At 44.1% G+C, this 16,594-nt stretch carries 16 protein-coding genes; 13 read left to right on the top strand and 3 right to left on the bottom strand.

Features of this window, described 5'->3' with window-relative positions:
• The first annotated feature begins 69 nt into the window (after positions 1 to 69).
• The 5 genes from ACK1U4_RS04840 to ACK1U4_RS04820 all read left to right on the top strand — a co-directional run bounded on the left by ACK1U4_RS04840 (position 70) and on the right by ACK1U4_RS04820 (position 4,418).
• Positions 70 to 984, top strand: a complete 915-nt coding sequence (locus ACK1U4_RS04840; protein ID WP_419401197.1) for a DMT family transporter — start codon at positions 70 to 72, stop codon at positions 982 to 984.
• 35 nt (positions 985 to 1,019) lie between these two features.
• On the top strand, positions 1,020 to 2,042 hold the full coding sequence (locus tag ACK1U4_RS04835; RefSeq protein ID WP_419401196.1) for a threonine aldolase family protein: 1,023 nt from the start codon (positions 1,020 to 1,022) through the stop codon (positions 2,040 to 2,042).
• 153 nt (positions 2,043 to 2,195) lie between these two features.
• A complete protein-coding gene (locus ACK1U4_RS04830; protein WP_419401195.1) occupies positions 2,196 to 3,071 on the top strand; it encodes a PhzF family phenazine biosynthesis protein in 876 nt (291 codons plus the stop codon).
• A gap of 21 nt (positions 3,072 to 3,092) precedes the next feature.
• Complete coding sequence (locus tag ACK1U4_RS04825; protein ID WP_419401194.1) at positions 3,093 to 3,803, top strand: aspartate/glutamate racemase family protein; 711 nt, start codon at positions 3,093 to 3,095, stop codon at positions 3,801 to 3,803.
• A gap of 27 nt (positions 3,804 to 3,830) precedes the next feature.
• Complete coding sequence (locus ACK1U4_RS04820) at positions 3,831 to 4,418, top strand: DJ-1/PfpI family protein (RefSeq protein ID WP_419401193.1); 588 nt, start codon at positions 3,831 to 3,833, stop codon at positions 4,416 to 4,418.
• Positions 4,419 to 4,484: 66 nt separating this feature from the next.
• Here the strand turns inward: ACK1U4_RS04820 and msrA are convergent, their stop codons facing one another.
• On the bottom strand, positions 4,485 to 5,009 hold the full coding sequence (msrA, locus tag ACK1U4_RS04815) for a peptide-methionine (S)-S-oxide reductase MsrA (RefSeq protein ID WP_419401192.1): 525 nt from the start codon (positions 5,007 to 5,009) through the stop codon (positions 4,485 to 4,487).
• 74 nt (positions 5,010 to 5,083) lie between these two features.
• On the opposite strand from msrA, the gene ACK1U4_RS04810 reads away from it, so the two are divergent.
• The 5 genes from ACK1U4_RS04810 to ACK1U4_RS04790 all read left to right on the top strand — a co-directional run bounded on the left by ACK1U4_RS04810 (position 5,084) and on the right by ACK1U4_RS04790 (position 9,278).
• A complete protein-coding gene (locus ACK1U4_RS04810) occupies positions 5,084 to 5,305 on the top strand; it encodes a hypothetical protein (protein ID WP_419401191.1) in 222 nt (73 codons plus the stop codon).
• 67 nt (positions 5,306 to 5,372) lie between these two features.
• A complete protein-coding gene (gene cmoA / locus ACK1U4_RS04805; RefSeq protein ID WP_419401190.1) occupies positions 5,373 to 6,149 on the top strand; it encodes a carboxy-S-adenosyl-L-methionine synthase CmoA in 777 nt (258 codons plus the stop codon).
• A 10-nt stretch (positions 6,150 to 6,159) separates the two neighbouring features.
• Positions 6,160 to 6,606, top strand: coding sequence for a hypothetical protein (locus ACK1U4_RS04800; RefSeq protein ID WP_419401189.1), 447 nt, complete (start codon positions 6,160 to 6,162; stop codon positions 6,604 to 6,606).
• A gap of 4 nt (positions 6,607 to 6,610) precedes the next feature.
• Positions 6,611 to 7,654, top strand: a complete 1,044-nt coding sequence (gene cmoB, locus ACK1U4_RS04795) for a tRNA 5-methoxyuridine(34)/uridine 5-oxyacetic acid(34) synthase CmoB (protein ID WP_419401188.1) — start codon at positions 6,611 to 6,613, stop codon at positions 7,652 to 7,654.
• A 19-nt stretch (positions 7,655 to 7,673) separates the two neighbouring features.
• Positions 7,674 to 9,278 (top strand): phosphoethanolamine transferase, encoded by a 1,605-nt coding sequence (locus tag ACK1U4_RS04790; protein WP_419401187.1) that lies wholly within the window; start codon positions 7,674 to 7,676, stop codon positions 9,276 to 9,278.
• Between the two features lie 238 nt (positions 9,279 to 9,516).
• Here the strand turns inward: ACK1U4_RS04790 and ACK1U4_RS04785 are convergent, their stop codons facing one another.
• Positions 9,517 to 9,735 carry a DUF2788 domain-containing protein gene (locus ACK1U4_RS04785; protein WP_419401186.1) on the bottom strand — a complete coding sequence of 73 codons (219 nt, stop codon included), beginning with the start codon at positions 9,733 to 9,735 and terminating at the stop codon, positions 9,517 to 9,519.
• A 163-nt stretch (positions 9,736 to 9,898) separates the two neighbouring features.
• On the opposite strand from ACK1U4_RS04785, the gene argS reads away from it, so the two are divergent.
• Both argS and ACK1U4_RS04775 read left to right on the top strand, forming a co-directional pair.
• Positions 9,899 to 11,716 carry an arginine--tRNA ligase gene (argS, locus tag ACK1U4_RS04780; protein ID WP_419401185.1) on the top strand — a complete coding sequence of 606 codons (1,818 nt, stop codon included), beginning with the start codon at positions 9,899 to 9,901 and terminating at the stop codon, positions 11,714 to 11,716.
• Positions 11,717 to 11,752: 36 nt separating this feature from the next.
• Positions 11,753 to 12,529: an SPOR domain-containing protein gene (locus tag ACK1U4_RS04775; protein ID WP_419401184.1), complete on the top strand. Its 777-nt coding sequence runs from the start codon at positions 11,753 to 11,755 to the stop codon at positions 12,527 to 12,529.
• A 118-nt stretch (positions 12,530 to 12,647) separates the two neighbouring features.
• Here the strand turns inward: ACK1U4_RS04775 and plsB are convergent, their stop codons facing one another.
• Complete coding sequence (gene plsB, locus ACK1U4_RS04770; RefSeq protein WP_419401183.1) at positions 12,648 to 15,332, bottom strand: glycerol-3-phosphate 1-O-acyltransferase PlsB; 2,685 nt, start codon at positions 15,330 to 15,332, stop codon at positions 12,648 to 12,650.
• Positions 15,333 to 15,567: 235 nt separating this feature from the next.
• Here plsB and ACK1U4_RS04765 point away from each other — a divergent pair, with 235 nt between their 5' ends.
• Entirely contained in the window at positions 15,568 to 16,488 is a 921-nt protein-coding gene (locus tag ACK1U4_RS04765; protein WP_419401182.1) for an acyl-CoA thioesterase, read from the top strand.
• Positions 16,489 to 16,594 lie beyond the last annotated feature (106 nt).

The following is a 16,594-nucleotide window of genomic DNA, read 5'->3' as shown; positions in this document are numbered from 1 at the left end:
ATAGATACTGTATAGGGATTGTCTGAAAATATCCACCTATACTAACCCCATTAACTTGGGGAATCAAGCATGACAACGACAGGCAACACTTTATCAAAACATTCACACGAACAACGTACCGCTGTTATTTTAGGCTTATTGTCAGTATTGGCATTTTCATTGACCTTGCCTTTTAACAAAATTGCCATTCATGCCTTGACTGGCATTGAAATAGGCGTTGTGCGTTCAATCATTGCAGGTTCGGTCGCTGTACTGATATTACTTATCACCAAAAGTAAATTGCCAAATAGCCGTCAAATTTTTCAGCTATATTTAGCCTCAATTGGATTGATATATGGTTTTCCCATACTGTCCGCCCAAGCCATGAAATCTGTGCCAGTCAGTCATGGGGCGGTGGTGCTAGCGATATTGCCATTGGCAACAGCGGTATGGGGTATATTATTTAGCCGAAAAAATATGTCCAAGTCTTTTTGGGCGTGGTCATTGGTGGGGGCTAGTTTAGTGCTGTGCTATGTGTTGTTTCGTCATGGGCTAGGTAGTATGGCACAGTTTGCGGTAGGTGATTTTTATTTGGGTGTGGCAGTGATTTTGGCAGGGTTTGGTTATGCGATGAGTGGCAAATTGTCTAGCGAGATGAAAGGCTGGCAGGTGATGTGCTGGCTACTTACGATTAACTTACCAATATTGCTAGTGTTGGCATATTGGTTGGTGGAGTGGCAAAAATTGCTGATAATGACCCCCACGCAAACATTAGCAATGGGTTATTTGTCAATGGTCAGTGGGTTGTTTGGTTTTTTTATGTGGAACAAGGCGTTGGCGATGGGCGGTATTGCCAAAATTAGTCAGTTGCAATTGTTACAGACATTTTTTACCTATGGCATTGCTATCTTATTTATGGGTGAGATATTGGATTGGGTGAGTTTAGCGGTGGGCGTGTTGGTGGTATTCTGCGTTTGGCAAATTCAGCAATCGGCAAAAAAATAGGCTATTATTAACGCTTTAAAAATGGAGGAAATGTAATGTACAGTTTTATGAATGATTATAGCGAAGGGGCGTATCCTGCGATTTTGCAAGCCTTGATGGACAGCAACCTTGAGCAACAAGCTGGCTATGGCTTGGACAAATATAGCCAACAAGTCGCTGATATCATGCGTGAAAAAACCCAAAATCCACACGCCCAAACCTTCTTAGTCACAGGTGGCACACAAGCCAATTTGCTGTGTCTTGCCAATCTATTACGACCTGTTGAAGCGGTGATGTGTGCCGATACAGGGCATATTTATGTCAATGAAGCAGGGGCGATAGAAGCCACAGGGCATAAAGTTGTTGCTGTGCCAAGCGAACAAGGCAAAGTCACGGTGGCAGGCTTGACCGCTATGCTTGCCAAATTTCAGCTATTGCCCCATGTGGTACGGATAAAGGCGGTGTATATTTCCAACACCACTGAAGTCGGCACGGTGTATAGCTTAAGCGAATTACAGGCGATTAGTGCATTTTGCCGTGAGCATGGTTTGTATCTGATGATGGATGGGGCAAGGCTTGGTAGTGCGTTAGCCAGTGTCGATAACGATATCAGCCTAACGGATTTGGGGCGGTTGGTGGATGTATTTTGGTTCGGTGGGACAAAAATGGGGGCATTATTTGGCGAAGCCATTGTCATTAATCAGCCCAAACTTGCCGAAGATTTTGGCATTTATCTCAAGCAACATGGGGCGTTGCTAGCAAAAGGGCGAGCGTTGGGTGTGCAGTTTGTGACGTTATTTAAAGATGATGCGTATCTTAACCTGTGCCGTCATGCCAATAATATGGCAAAACAACTGGCAGATGGCTTACTGGCTCACGGCTGTGAATTGGCGTATCCATTACAAAGTAACCAACTCTTTGTCAAAATGCCGAATCGTTTGATTGCCAAGTTAAAACAGGCGTTTGCGTTTTATGAATGGCAAAAGCTTGATGATAATCATAGCTTGGTGCGATTGGTCACCTCATGGGCGACTGATGAAAAGCAAGTGGCTCGATTTTGTGAAATGCTTTCTCAATGATGCAACCAAACTCAAACTAGGACTTACGCAAAAATAATCATCATGTAGGCTGTGGCTTTAGCCCAGCGTAAGAATATTGTGGGTTTGCTGGGTTAAAACCCAGCCTACGTCAAAAAATTTGTAAGCTCTACAAACTTTTTTAGGATATCTAGTATGAAAAATTATCAATTTCATCTCGTCAATGTGTTTGCCGAAACGCATTTTGGCGGTAATCCTTTGGCAGTATTTCCACACGCTGATGGCTTGAATGATGAGCAAATGCAAGCGATTGCCAAACAGTTTAATTTAAGTGAAACGGTTTTTATTTTTCCGCCAACTGATTTACATGGGATAGAACATGATAAAAAAGCAGTAGCGAATTTACGCATTTTTACCCCAAATTATGAAATGCCATTGGCAGGGCATCCGACTTTGGGTTCGGCTTTTATCCTACATAAATTGAATAGTTTGCCGAATGAATTTACCCTCAACACCCTTGCCAAACCAGTCAGTGTACAGGTCAATGACAACCATGTTACCTTGCAAATTCGTGGTTATGATTACCAACAAATTGTTAGCGATAACAAAACTTTAGCCAAAATTTTTGGGATTAGCGAAAGCGACATTTATGACACAGGTTATTTTATCAATAGCGGTACACGCCAACTGCTGATTCAACTCACCAATGTGCAAGTGTTGCAAAATATCCATGTGGATTTGGCAGGATTACGTCAAGTTTATGCTGATAATGGCTTGGGTAATGTGGATGGGGTAGATGCGTATTTTTGGGTGGCGGATGGCGAGATTATCCATAGCCGTCTGTTTTTTGAACAAAACAAAATCATGGTGGAAGACAGTGGCACAGGTTCGGCGTGTGCCAATTTGGGGGCGTATCATTTGATGAAAAACTTGCACCCTGTTAATGTTACCATTCATCAAGGCGACTACATGGGGCGACCAAACCGTTTAACTTTGCAAGTAGATAGCGAAGAAAATATCTTGGTCGGCGGTAAGGTGATTGAAGTGGGTAAAGGTGAGTTTTATCTATAAGCAGTTCAAAAAGGAAAAATAATGACTTCAAATACACTTAACACTAAAACTTTAGGCATCTTAGGCGGTATGAGTACCGAAAGCACGATTAGCTATTATCAAGCGATTAATCGTGCGGTCAATCAGCGATTGGGTGGCAATCATGGGGCAAAACTGCTGATTGCCAATCTTGATTTTCAACAAGTCGTTGCTTTGCAAAAATCGGGCGACTGGAGTGGGGCTGGTGAATTACTGGCGGATTATGCCAAACGTTTGCAAGTGGCAGGGGCGGACGGTATTTTGATTGCCACCAATACCATGCACAAAGTCGCCCCACAAGTACAGTCTGGGATTGATGTGCCGTTGTTGCATTTACTCGAAGCCACAGCAAAAAATATTCAACAACAAGGACTTAACAAAGTCGGTTTGTTGGGTACAATGTTTACCATGTGCGATGGGTTTTATCAAGATTTTATGTCACAGCATGGCATTGAGGTAATTGTGCCGAATGAGCGTGAACGTGAGCAAGTGCATACGATTATTTATGATGAATTATGTGTAGGTCAAATCAATGCCACATCACAGCAAATTTATCTTGAAATCATCCAAAATTTGCACCAAGCAGGGGCGGAAGCGGTGATTTTGGGCTGTACGGAGATTGGTTTATTGGTTCAGCAGACAGCGACTAACGTGCCGTTGATTGATAGCACCCAAGTACATATTGACGATGCGGTGGATTGGCTTTTAAATTAACATAAATACTTTTAAGGAGCAAAAATCATGAAAACGGTCGGTATTTTTATGTTTAATGAAGTGGAAGTTTTGGATTTTGCAGGGGCGTTTGAAGTGTTTTCGCTGGCAGAAGATGAACACCGTGATAAGCTGTTTAAAGTCATTACCATTGCTCAAACGCCTGACATTATCCATGCTCGTAATGGTTTACAAATCAAACCCGATTATCAATTTGACAATCATCCAACGCTTGATGTGTTGGTGATACCAGGTGGCTATGGAGCGGAAAAAATCGAAATTAACAATGCTACTGCGTTAGGTTGGATTGCCAAAAATCATGCACAGGTCAGCCAAACGCTGTCGATTTGTACAGGGGCGTTTTTGTTGGCAGAAATTGGCGTGTTGGATGGTAAAATGGCGACCACGCATTGGATGGATTTACCCCTATTTGCCAAAGAATATCCACAGATTGATGTGGTTGCCAATCGCCGTTATGTCGATGCAGGTGACGTGATTACGTCAGCAGGGATTTCATCAGGCATTCAAGCCAGTCTTTATACGGTGAGTAAATTGACCAGTAAACAAATTGCCAATGCCACAGCGAAACGTATGGAATTTGATTTTTATTTAGACTAAAAATTAGCCCCTATCAAACTATAAGGCTTGGTATTGGCAATGTTGAAGCAGATTCATCAAGTGTAATTAGCTAACTACCATAAAACCGCCAAAATATTGCTTAAGTTTGGCAAGCTTTGGCGGTATCACAAAGCTACAATAACCTTGCGTGGGATTTTTGGCAAAATAATCTTGGTGATAATCTTCCGCAGGATAAAACGTTACCGCAGGATACACTTCCGTCACTATCTTGCTACCGTTAGCTTTTAATTCGCTAATAGTCTGTTCAATCACCACTTTTTGGCTATCATCAACATAAAATACCACGGACGCATACTGCCGACCCACATCATTGCCTTGACGGTCTTGAGTGGTGGGGTCATGGGTGGCAAAGAAAATCGCCAACAGCGTATCAAGGTCTATCATAGCCTCATCAAAATCCACCTTAATCACTTCAATATGCCCGCTGTCGCCCTCACACACCGCACGATAATTGGCAGTATTTGCCTCACCGCCCATATAGCCTGATGTGACATCGCTCACGCCTTTGACATGGCGAAACACCGATTCGGTACACCAAAAACAGCCACCGCCTAAGATAATGGTTTGCATGGTTTTTCCTTTTTGTTGGGGGTTGATGATGGTAGAATAGCAACAATAACCGCAGAACAAAAGGGGATAATCGTATGCAAATTGCATTGGAATTGACAGATGATGTGATTCAAGATTTTTATGCCGAAGTGCCAGAAGCCAAACGTCCATCAGTGTTAGCAGGGCTTATCAAAGACTATTTGAACAGAAAAAAATCTGATGAATTATTGGACTTGCCCTTTGAGCCTTTACCCTCTCGAGGGGTTGTTGTCACCAATGAGATGGTCAATCGTATCCGAGAAGAAGAGGGTATATGAAAGCCTTACTTGATGCCAAAGCTGACGATATCCTCATACTTACTACTGAATAAACTGATAAAACATCATGCCAAAACCAACCCAACACGATACCCTATTTACCACGCCCCTAGATGCCAATGCTCGCTTTAGCTTTGATGAGCAGGTGGTGGCTTGTTTCCCCGATATGATTCGCCGTAGCGTGCCAGGCTATGGGCAGATGCTGGCGATGTTGCCGATTTTTGCCAAACGCCATTGCCAATTTCGTCAAATCAACGACCATGCTAAAAATAAGGGCAATAAAGTCAGCCGTGTGTATGATTTGGGTTGTTCATTGGGTGCGGTGAGTTTTGCGTTGGCAGGGGAATTTGGCGAAAATGACCTACAAATCAAAGCCATTGATATCTCACAGCCGATGATTGCCAAAGCCCAAAGTGTACTGACCGAGCATTATCCACAACATGATATTGAGCTGATATGTGCCGATGTATGCGAGGTGGAATTTGAGCCGTGTGATATGATTGTGTTGAATTTGACCTTGCAATTTTTAGCCCCTGACAAGCGAGAAACGTTACTCAAAAAATGCCACGATGCGTTGGCAGAGGGTGGGATTTTGATTTTGACCGAAAAGACCCATTTGCTCGATGAAGCGGACGATGCGTGGCGGGTTGAGCGGTATTATGATTTTAAACGTGCCAATGGTTATACCGAAATGGAAATCAGTGGCAAACGCAATGCGTTAGAAAATGTGCTGATGACGGATACGTTAGACTTTCACCACGAGCGACTGGCAAAGGTGGGGTTTAAACGGCATTTGACATGGTTTCAGTTTTTGAACTTTGCTTCTATCATTGCGTTTAAGTAAAGGGTGATAAATGGCAAGTTTAATACTTCACGATTTAGACGATGAATTGGTCAAAATTTTTAGCGAACTGGCTTTAAGGCTTGGGGCAAAGCCAATAATCATAAATGAAGATAATCGCAATGAAATCAATAAATTATATGAAACTAAAATTCAAATAGTGACATCAGAAAGATGCCATTTTAAAAAGGATGACAAATCTTACTTTATTTTTGCATTATATCCGCCAACTTATCATTTTTCTTCAAATACCATTAGCAAATATCAAGGTGGATGGTACGATAAAAAGTTAATGACCTTGATGGCAATTGATGAAGTAGGCAATTTTTATTACCGTTATCCTGATGGCTCAATTCGTTACTTTGAACACAAGCTACAAGAAGAAACTACGCTTGCCAAAAGCGAAAAAGAGTTTTTAAAAGGCATTATGCCTATGTCAGATAATTATTTTAGAGAATAATCCTTTGAACAACACTATCCAAAAAGCCGAAACCGAAACCTATTTAACCCTATTACAGTTATCGCAACAGCACCCCATTGCTACCGAATGGCTCAAGCGACTCCCCACATGGCTTGAGCATATCAAAGACAAAAACCGCTACGCCCACGCCCCCTATTACCAATCGCTAATCGAGCGTTTGCCGAGCGTTGAAAATGCCAAAATCAACCTAAATTCCGCCTGTATCAACGCCCAATTTGACTGGACGGACAGCGACTATAAACAAACCCAAGCCCTGCTCAAAAAACTCATGCCGTGGCGAAAAGGCGGTTTTATGTTGGGTAATGAAGAAAGCAAAATCCATATCGACACCGAATGGCGAAGCGACTGGAAATGGGACAGGGTATTACCGCATATCAGCCCCCTAAAAAATCGCCGAGTGCTAGACGTGGGCGGTGGCTCAGGCTATCACGGTTGGCGGATGGCAGGCGAGGGGGCAAGTACCGTTATCGTCATCGACCCATCAGCGTTGTTTTATCATCAATTTTTGGCGATACGCCACTTTGTCGGCGAGGTTGACCGCAATGAATTTGGAAGATTGGCGGTGAGTTTTATCCCTGTACCGCTCGAAGCCTTGCCCGTTGCCGAGCAACACGGACAGCTGTTTAATACCGTATTTAGCATGGGGGTGTTATATCACCGTGCCTCACCATTTGAACACCTTGAACAGCTTAAAGCCCAACTGGTCAAAGGCGGTGAACTCATCCTCGAAACGCTAGTGGTTGAGGGTGATGCCACCACCGTGCTCGTGCCAAAAGACCGCTATGCGATGATGAATAATGTGTATTGTTTGCCGTCTATCGAGGCGTTGACCTTGTGGCTAGAGAAGGTCGGTTTTGTCGATGTTAAATGTGTGGATGTTGATGTGACTTCGACAGACGAACAGCGAGCGACTGAGTGGATGAATTATCAGTCTTTGGCGGACTTTCTTGACCCCAATGATGCGACTAAGACAATCGAAGGCTACCAACGCCCTACACGAGCGGTGATGGTGGCGACCAAGCCCTAAGGTATATTAAGTTTATTGAATGTTAAAAAAAATACAGCAATTAAGGGGGGCATTTTCCCTTACCCAAACGCAATTAACGGTGCTGGTCATTGGTTATCTTTGGTTGTTAAATAATGTCGCAAATCACCATTTGTCCGCCACCTTGCAAGTCGGATGGGTGGCGTTTGCCTTGGTTGCCTTATCTTTGATGTTGGGTATGTGGCATCGTTATCTGCTCAAAGCTATACTAAGTTTACACCTTATCGTGACCAGCATTGCACTCTTTGCCAAAATCAATTATCAGACCACCTTAACCGAAGATATCATGCTGAGTGCGTTAATCAGTGAGGCTGATTTGACGGTGGAAATGATTTCGCCCAAATTTGTGCTATGGGTGATGCTCACAGCTGGCTTGCCCATGATGCTGGTGTGGTGGGTCAATATTCGGCAACAAGCTTGGCTCAAACAACTACTGTCGGATACGCTCACCATCGTGGTGGCACTGATGATTGGGGTGTTGTGGATTAAAGCCAAAGGGTATGATTTTCGTGTCAAAGGGCAAATTCGTGACGCACGGTTTGTCCAAGATATCACCAAGTTTTCACCTGTGGATGCGGAATATAGCCTTCATCGAGCATGGCGTGCCAAGAAATCCATGCAAGCCATGTATGCCAATGTTGAATTGATGACCCAAACACACCAGTATCAAGCAACCAATGATGATTTATTGGTGGTGTTTGTGATAGGGGAAAGTACAAGGGGCAATCACTTTGCCCTCAATGGCTACCCTCGAGCTACCACGCCCAAACTTGCCAAAATCCAAGGGTTATACAGCCTCAAAAATGCCACTTCTTGTGACACATTAACCATCAATTCGGTGCATTGTTTGGCTTCGCCGATGCTAAAAACCCAAGCCGATCGTAAGGTTCACCAATCTTCATTTGGGCAAGTGTTTCACGAAATGGGCTATCATACCGAGCTTTATTCATTGCAGACGTTGACTGGGTTTTACGACTATTTATACCCAGATAAACTTGTCACCAAATACACGGTACTGAATGAACAGCCCACAGGTGCAAAAGACAAATCACTACTACCTTATGCCAAACAAGCCATTCAATCTTATGATTCTGGCAAACAACTGTTAATTTTTCATACTTTGGGCGTACATCAAACCTATGCTGATAGATTTGACCCAAGTGACGTGGGGTTTGAGCCATATTGCCAAGATGCCAATGTTGCCAAATGTGATACCGCTAGCCTTATCAATGCGTATGATAACGGTATTTTGGCTGTGGATAATTTTTTGGCACAAATGATTGAGATGCTAAAAGATAAAAAAGCCGTGTTTATCTATGTGTCAGACCACGGTGAATCATTGGGTGAAAATGGGCAGTATTTTCATGGGCAACCTGTGGCAACCGCCCCAAAAGAGCAGTTTGATATTGCATTCTTGGCATGGTTTTCAGAGCCATATAAAGCCACACCGCAAGGCAAGGTATTGAGTGAAAACTTTGCACGCCATTTGAGCCGTGGGACGGCTGTTTCGCATGATAATATTTTTCATTCGTTGTTGGGCTGTGCAGGCATCCGCTCACCAAATGGTGGAATTGACTCAAAGCTAAATCTTTGTGAGGATTTTTAATGGTGTTTATAGTCATTTAAATTAGAAACAACAGCCGTGTTGTAGGGGTATACTGCATTCGCCCAAATTTTCAGCGTATTATTCTTGATTTAATTCACTTAGGACTTACGCAAAAGACACTGGATTCCTGCATTCGCAGGAATGACGAAATATTTTTAACTACTCGTCACCCCTGCGTATGCAGGGGTCTAGCGTCCTTGTAAAGAAAAGATATTTTAAAATTGCGTAAGTCCTATCACTATAAATGCCGTTCAAAATACCACTGAATCAATAATTTAATTAAATAACCAAAAAAACCACCACCCAATGCAATAAAAATCCAAAAAGTCCCTGCCTTGCCCGCATTGGATTTTTTGGAAATGTCCCACATAATGAAGAACAAAAATGCAATAAACGCAGGCACAACTAACCACATACCGAGGTTAGTAATCATCTCATTAGACACCAAAACGAACATACAGTGACCCTCATCATATATTGATGTTGGTTATTATACGCCAAAATAAAATAATTTCGTGGCAAGCTTGCGAAGGTAGATGAAAAAAATCTCAAAAATTGCTATATTTAACCGTTAAATCCCTTATTTACTACTGATGAACATTATTCCAAAGAGAAATGCCATGTCTGAACAACAGCCTATTATCCAAACCGCCCTTGATGTGGTGGTCGACAATCTAAAAACCCAAGGTATTTTGCCAAATGATTGGAACAATAACAGCACCATCACTCGCACCAAAGACCAAGCTCACGGCGATTTTGCCAGTAATTTAGCGATGGTCGCCTCCAAAGTGGCAGGCATGAAGCCTCGTGATTTGGCAAATAAAATTATCGAACTTTTACCTAACAGCGACAATATCGCCAAAGTCGAAATCGCAGGGGCAGGGTTTATCAATTTCTTCTTGGATGATAACGCTCGCTTTGCCGTGTTGGATGACATTATGAGCCAACAAGGGGATTTTGGTACGTCTGAGCAATTTGCAGGCAAAAAAATCCAAGTCGAATTTGTTTCTGCCAATCCCACTTCTAGCCTACATGTGGGGCATGGGCGTGGGGCGGCCTTTGGCATGAGCGTGGCAAACTTGCTAGAAGCGGTTGGCTATCAAGTGGGGCGTGAATATTACGTCAATGACGCAGGTCGTCAGATGGATATTTTGGCGACCAGTACCTATTTACGTTATCTTGAGCTGTGCGGTGAGCCGATTATTTTCCCTAGCAATGCCTATGTGGGTGAGTATGTCAAAGACATCGCCAAACCACTCAAAAAACAATATGGCGACCAATTAGTTACCTCATGGGGACACATGATTGCAGGCGTACCAGCCGATGCAGTATATGGTAAAGATGACAAAGGCGAAAAAATCGTGCTATCTGGCGATAAAGAAGCCCATATTGACGGTCTGATTGCCAATGCCAAAGCCAACTTAGGCGACAATTATCAAGTCTTCCACCAATCCGCCCTTGACAATATTTTGGCAGATATCCAAGATGACTTGGCAGATTTTAACGTGCATTACGACCGTTGGTTTAGTGAAAAATCCGTGCAAGATGCCATTCTGCCTGCGTTAGATTTGCTCAATGAGCGTGGTTATTTGTACGAAAAAGACGGCAATTTATGGTTTAAATCCACCGAATTTGGCGATGAAAAAGACCGTGTGGTTCGCCGTGCCAATGGGCAATTTACCTATTTTGCCTCAGACATCGCCTATCATAAAGATAAACTTGACCGTGGTTTTGACCGCATTATTGACGTGTGGGGGTCTGACCACCACGGCTATATCAAACGTGTCAAAGCCTCATTGACAGCAATGGGCTACGATGCTGAGCGTATGGACGTGATTTTGGTGCAATTCGTCACCCTGTGGCGTGGTGAAGAACAAGTGCAAATGTCATCACGTTCTGGGCAATTTGTGACCTTGCGTGAATTGCGTGCCGAAGTGGGCAATGATGCTGCTCGTTTTTATTATGTCGCTCGTAAACCCGACCAACACATCGACTTTGACCTTGAGCTTGCCAAATCACAAACCAAAGACAATGCCGTCTACTATATTCAATACGCCCATGCTCGTATCTGCCGTGTATTAGAACGCCTTGAAGAACGTGGCTTGAGCGTGGATGATAAAGCAGGTAAAATTCACCAAAACCTACTCACCCAAACGGTCGAAACTGAACTATTAAAGCTACTTTCTGCCTACCCAAGTGTGTTGCAGAAATCTGCGATTAACTATGAACCCCATTTATTGACCAATTATCTAAAAGATTTGGCAAGTTTATTTCATGGTTGGTATAACGATAACCGTATTTTACCCAAAGAGGGCGAAGCATTCGGTGAAGCGGAACAAAACCTTATGCAAGCTCGTTTACGCCTGTCAAAATCCGTGCGTCAAGTTATCCAAAACGGCTTGATTTTATTGGGTTTAACCGCCCCAACCAGTATGTAAGCCATAGCCAACTCATCACACCAAAAGGAGCAAATCATGTCAAAGCCCAAAGGGGCAACCCCTCGTGAATCGACTGATGGTATGTCATTTTTTGCTGCCATGCTGATTGGTGTGGTGTTGGCATTGGGCATCATGCTGTTTGTCTACCTATGGAATCCCTTCAAAAAACCCCAAACCGTGGATGCCAATCCAGCCACGGTTCAACCCAAATCCACCGCAGTCGCCTCTGCTCCCAATTATGAGTTTTATGACTTGCTAAAAGAGCAACAAGTGAGCGGTATTCTCAATCAACCAATTGCCAGTCAAACAGTGGCAACCAATGCCTCGCCTGACGTGGTGATTACTGCCCCACCGACTGCACGTAGGGATAAAGCCACCGCCACCGACCAAGACCCCACTGACCCAAACAAAGTCAGCACCGTGGATAACCCAATGGCAAGCGATGAGCTATCCAGCCCAAATCCAGATGACATTGACGATAAAACCTTGGTGACAGGGACGACTAAAAAAGCGGATAAAGCAGATAAAGCAGACGCAAAAGCCCATATCGTCATCACCGAAGCCGACCCAACTCGTACTTATATTTTACAAATCAATAGCTTTGACAATGCCGATGATGCGGATAAACGCCGTGCGGAAGTGCTAATTGCTGGGGTCGATGCCCAAATCGTCAAGAAGCACCTCAAAGATGGGGGTCTTGTGTATCAAGTCATTTCTCGTCCTATGCCCAACTCACAAATGGCAGGCGAGGCACAAAGACGCTTACAAAGTAGTGGCATTGATTCATTAATTGTCGAACAAAGACGCAATTAATACAGGGCGTAGGGTGTGTTTTTTTCTAATCCGTAAGGTGCGTCATACGCACCTTTTTTATTTAAACAAAGGGCGTATGCAATACGCCCCTACAACGGTAATTAAAGAAGATAATCCCTTATTTTTTCCGACTAAATTTCTTTTGTTTTTTGGCTTGTAATTCACTCAAGGTGCGTTGAATTTCTTCATCGCCCAATTGCGAAATCTGTTGCAAAATGTGCATCACATCAAGGTCAAGGATAAAACGGGCATTTTTCGCCATATTATCAATGCGATGGTCAAAGGTGATAAAACCACCCTCCGATAAGCTAATATAGCCCAATCGCTCCAATGCGTCTATAAAACTGCTAAATAATGCACGGTCAAAAAAGTCTGGCATATCATCTTCATAAATCACCGACAAGCGTTGACCCAGTAGATGCCCAAGGTCAATGACTTGCTCTTTGGTGAGCTTGCCAGAACCTTGTTGGCTTAGAAGTGCCAATACCATAAAATACCGCTCAAGGCTTTGCTCGACTGAGTTGGCAAGTACCGTCAGTTGTTGATAACTGCGAGTATTAGGATCAGGGGTGGTGATGACGCTGTGACCTTCGGCATTTTTACCATTATCCACCAAGATTTTTTCGTCAATTAATACCGCAATATGCTCATCCAGTGTGGCATCGAGGGTGCGGATGGGGTATTTGAGGAACAATTCGGCTTGTAAAAACGGATACATGATGCCCACGATACGTTTGACGTTATCAAGGCTAATCGTGCCATTGCGTTCGACCAAACAGGCACACAGGGACGCTAAAATATAAACGTGCAGAATGTTATTACGGAAGTAGCTGAGGAGTGGTGCTTGCCCTTCGGCAATGCGAATCAAATCGCCCAATACGTGAGGCGTACGCTCAAGTAGTTTGAGTTTGATACCATAGTTAATAATCGACTGCGGTGATGCGTCTGTGACACTGACATCCTCATCGTATGGCAGTTTTTTGGCAATGCGTTGGTACAGTGCCAGTTGCTCAATACAGGTGGCTTCATCCAATGCCCCATGTGGGGTGTCAAGCAGTACCAAGGATAGCAAGGTGACAGGGTTTAGCACCACTGAGCGGTTGATGCGTTGCATGATTTTCAGCCCTAAATTATCAATCATTTGCATGACGTTATTGGGCATCTCACTATCGGCACGGTCTTTGGGCAGTGAATTTGGGGCGACCTGGTATTTTTGCATAAAATCATGTAAAAATAACGGTTTACCAAAGCTGACATGCACATTACCAAAAATCCGCTCAATTTTACGACTGGCTTTTAGTAAGCCGATTAACGATTCGGATTCTTTGGGTTTGCCTTTGAGTTCACCGACATACGTGCCACCTTCCATGATTCGCTCGTAGCCGATATAGGTGGGAATAAATACGATGGGTTTGCTCGATTGGCGTAGGTGGCTTTGTACGGTCATCGCCAGCATGCCTTTTTTGGGGGGCAATAACCGCCCAGAACGAGAGCGTCCACCTTCGATAAAGTATTCGATGGGCGTGTTTCGCATCAGCATGCTATGCACATATTCTCGGAATACGGACGCATACAGCGGATTGCCCTTAAAGCTACGCCTCATAAAGAATGCCCCACCATTTCTGAGCATTTGCCCCAACACAGGAATATTGAGGTTGTCGCCTGCCGCCACGTAGGGGACACGCAAGCCACGTTTATAAATCACATACGACAATAGTAAATAATCCATGTGGCTACGGTGGCATGGCACATAAATAATTTCATAATCCAACGCTAGCTCACGCACTCGTTCAAAATGCTGAACCTCGACACCGTCATAAAGCTGAGTCCAAAGCCATGTCAAAAAGCGGTCAAAAAATCGCACCGTGGCATACGAATAATCACTGGCGATTTCGTTGAGATAGCCTCGTGCCAATTGGCGACTTTCGACCAAACGGCGTTTGTTTTCTTGGCTATCGACATTCACGGCGTGCTGAATCGCAGGGCTAAACAGTAGCTTATCCACCACATTACGGCGGTCGGATTGGTCAGGGCCTAAAATCGCCTCTTGTTGGCGGTCAAGGTAACCCAGTAGGCGTTTTTGCACTTGTGAAGCGATGGCTTTGAGGTCATCGGCATCATCGCTGTGGGCAGTGATGGGTGCGTGTAGGGTGGTTTGAGTCGGGTTTTGTACCGCTTCTTGGGCGTTTTGGATAATGAGGCGTAAATCTTTGGGGGCATGAAACTGCACATAGGTATCTCGCCCTTTGACACCGATATTGAACAACTGCTTGATAATACTGGGGTTTTGCCATTCATCGGCGGTCAGTAGATTAAACAGTGAATCTTCTTTTTCTGGGGCTCGTCCCCATAATACGGTGACAGGAATCACTTGTACCGCCAGCGTTGGGTGTTGTGTCACCGCTTGAATCAACCGCAATAACCGAGGCGAATACACAGGGCTGTCACCTTGGTCGGTATCCACTTTATAATGGTGTAAAAAAATCATGGCAGTTTTTTCGTCAATGCCATGTGTTTTATTGACCACCTTTGCTAAGGCAGGCGGTAGGCGGTTTTGTTGGGTTTCAAGGTCGATTAATAGGCTATTGCTACGAGAATATTCTTTGAGGACATAAAAGGTCAGTGGTTGGTTCTCACCGCTAGACGGATTTGCTTCAAGCGAGTCATTGGCTTGTGTGCCTTGAAGGTTGGGAACTTCGCCCAATAGTTGAGATTTGACGGCTAGACCCAATAAATTGCCCGATAGCTTGCGGTAGAGTTGTTTAAATAAGGGGTTGTTGCTATCTTTGCGGTTATTTTCCATTATCCATTTGCCTGCTAAAATTTATTACGTTTAGTCAAAAATACCCTTATCATGCCACAGTTTGACAATTTTCTAAACCGTATGGGGCAAAATTTCTGCCGAATCGGTGAAATATTGCCAAATTTGACATTTCCGTACGAAATAATAACTTGCCAAAGTTGATAGAGTGTTTTAAGTTAGCAGTTTCGATGATTTTTATCCCTGTTTTTGCTGTTTAACCAAGAGATATGCCACCATGTCCAATGTTGCAACCGCTAACCACGCCATTGAGCTGACCTGCGAAGAAGCCAAAGAATTAGTCACCCAATTGCTCGAAACCTTGACCCTTGTTCCCTACGAAGACCTTGTGTTTGTGGGACACAGCCATGACTATGTGGGGGCAAGGATTTTTGGCGGTCAAGTATTGGGTCAAGCTTTGATGGCGGCCAGCCATACCGTTGCCAGTGATAAGCCTTGTCACTCGTTGCATGGGTATTTTTTGCGTGGCGGTGATATCCAACAGCCTGTGTATTATCAAATCGAAAAAATGCGTGATGGGCGTAGTCTATCCGCACGCCGAGTCACCGCACGCCAAGCCGATAGTCATGGCACAATGCAGGTGATTTTTACCATGATGGCATCATTTTCACCGCTTGAGGACGGTTTGGATTACCAAGAACCCATGCCAAACTACCCATTGCCAGACACGCTTTTGACCGAGCAACAACTCAAAGACCAAGTGGTCGGCAAAATCCCAGACGCACTCAAAGCTCGCTATATGCGAAAACGTCATGTCGAAATCAAGCCTGTTCAGCCTCGTGACCCCATTCACCCAGAGCCGATGTCACCTCGCCAAGCCAACTGGTTACGTATTCCTGCCCTTGGCAAGCAGTCCTTACAAGTGCAACAAGCATTATTGGCATTTTCATCGGATTTTTATTTGGTGGGGACAGGCTTGATGTCGCATGGCATCAGCTTTATGACCAAAGGGCTACAGGCGGCAAGTATTGACCATAGCATGCACTTTCATCGAGATTTTGATTTGAATGATTGGCTACTTTACGATATGTGGAGCGACACCACGTCCAATGCTAAGGGCTTGAATCATGGGCAGTTTTGGCAACATGGCAAATTGGTCGCCACCACTCAGCAAGAGGGATTAATGCGATTGCGTTAGCCATTAAACCCATCCATACGATATATGGAACTGAAGTTACGCAGTCTTCAACAGCTTTAATTCGGCAAAAGCCGACTGAGAAGCTGAGAGTAATAACCGATATCTT

The sequence above is a fragment of the Moraxella sp. TY6 genome (assembly GCF_048551375.1).
Taxonomy (GTDB): Bacteria; Pseudomonadota; Gammaproteobacteria; order Pseudomonadales; family Moraxellaceae; genus Faucicola.
Note: the sequence above shows the minus strand (reverse complement) of the source record. Positions and strands in the feature narration are given on the sequence as shown.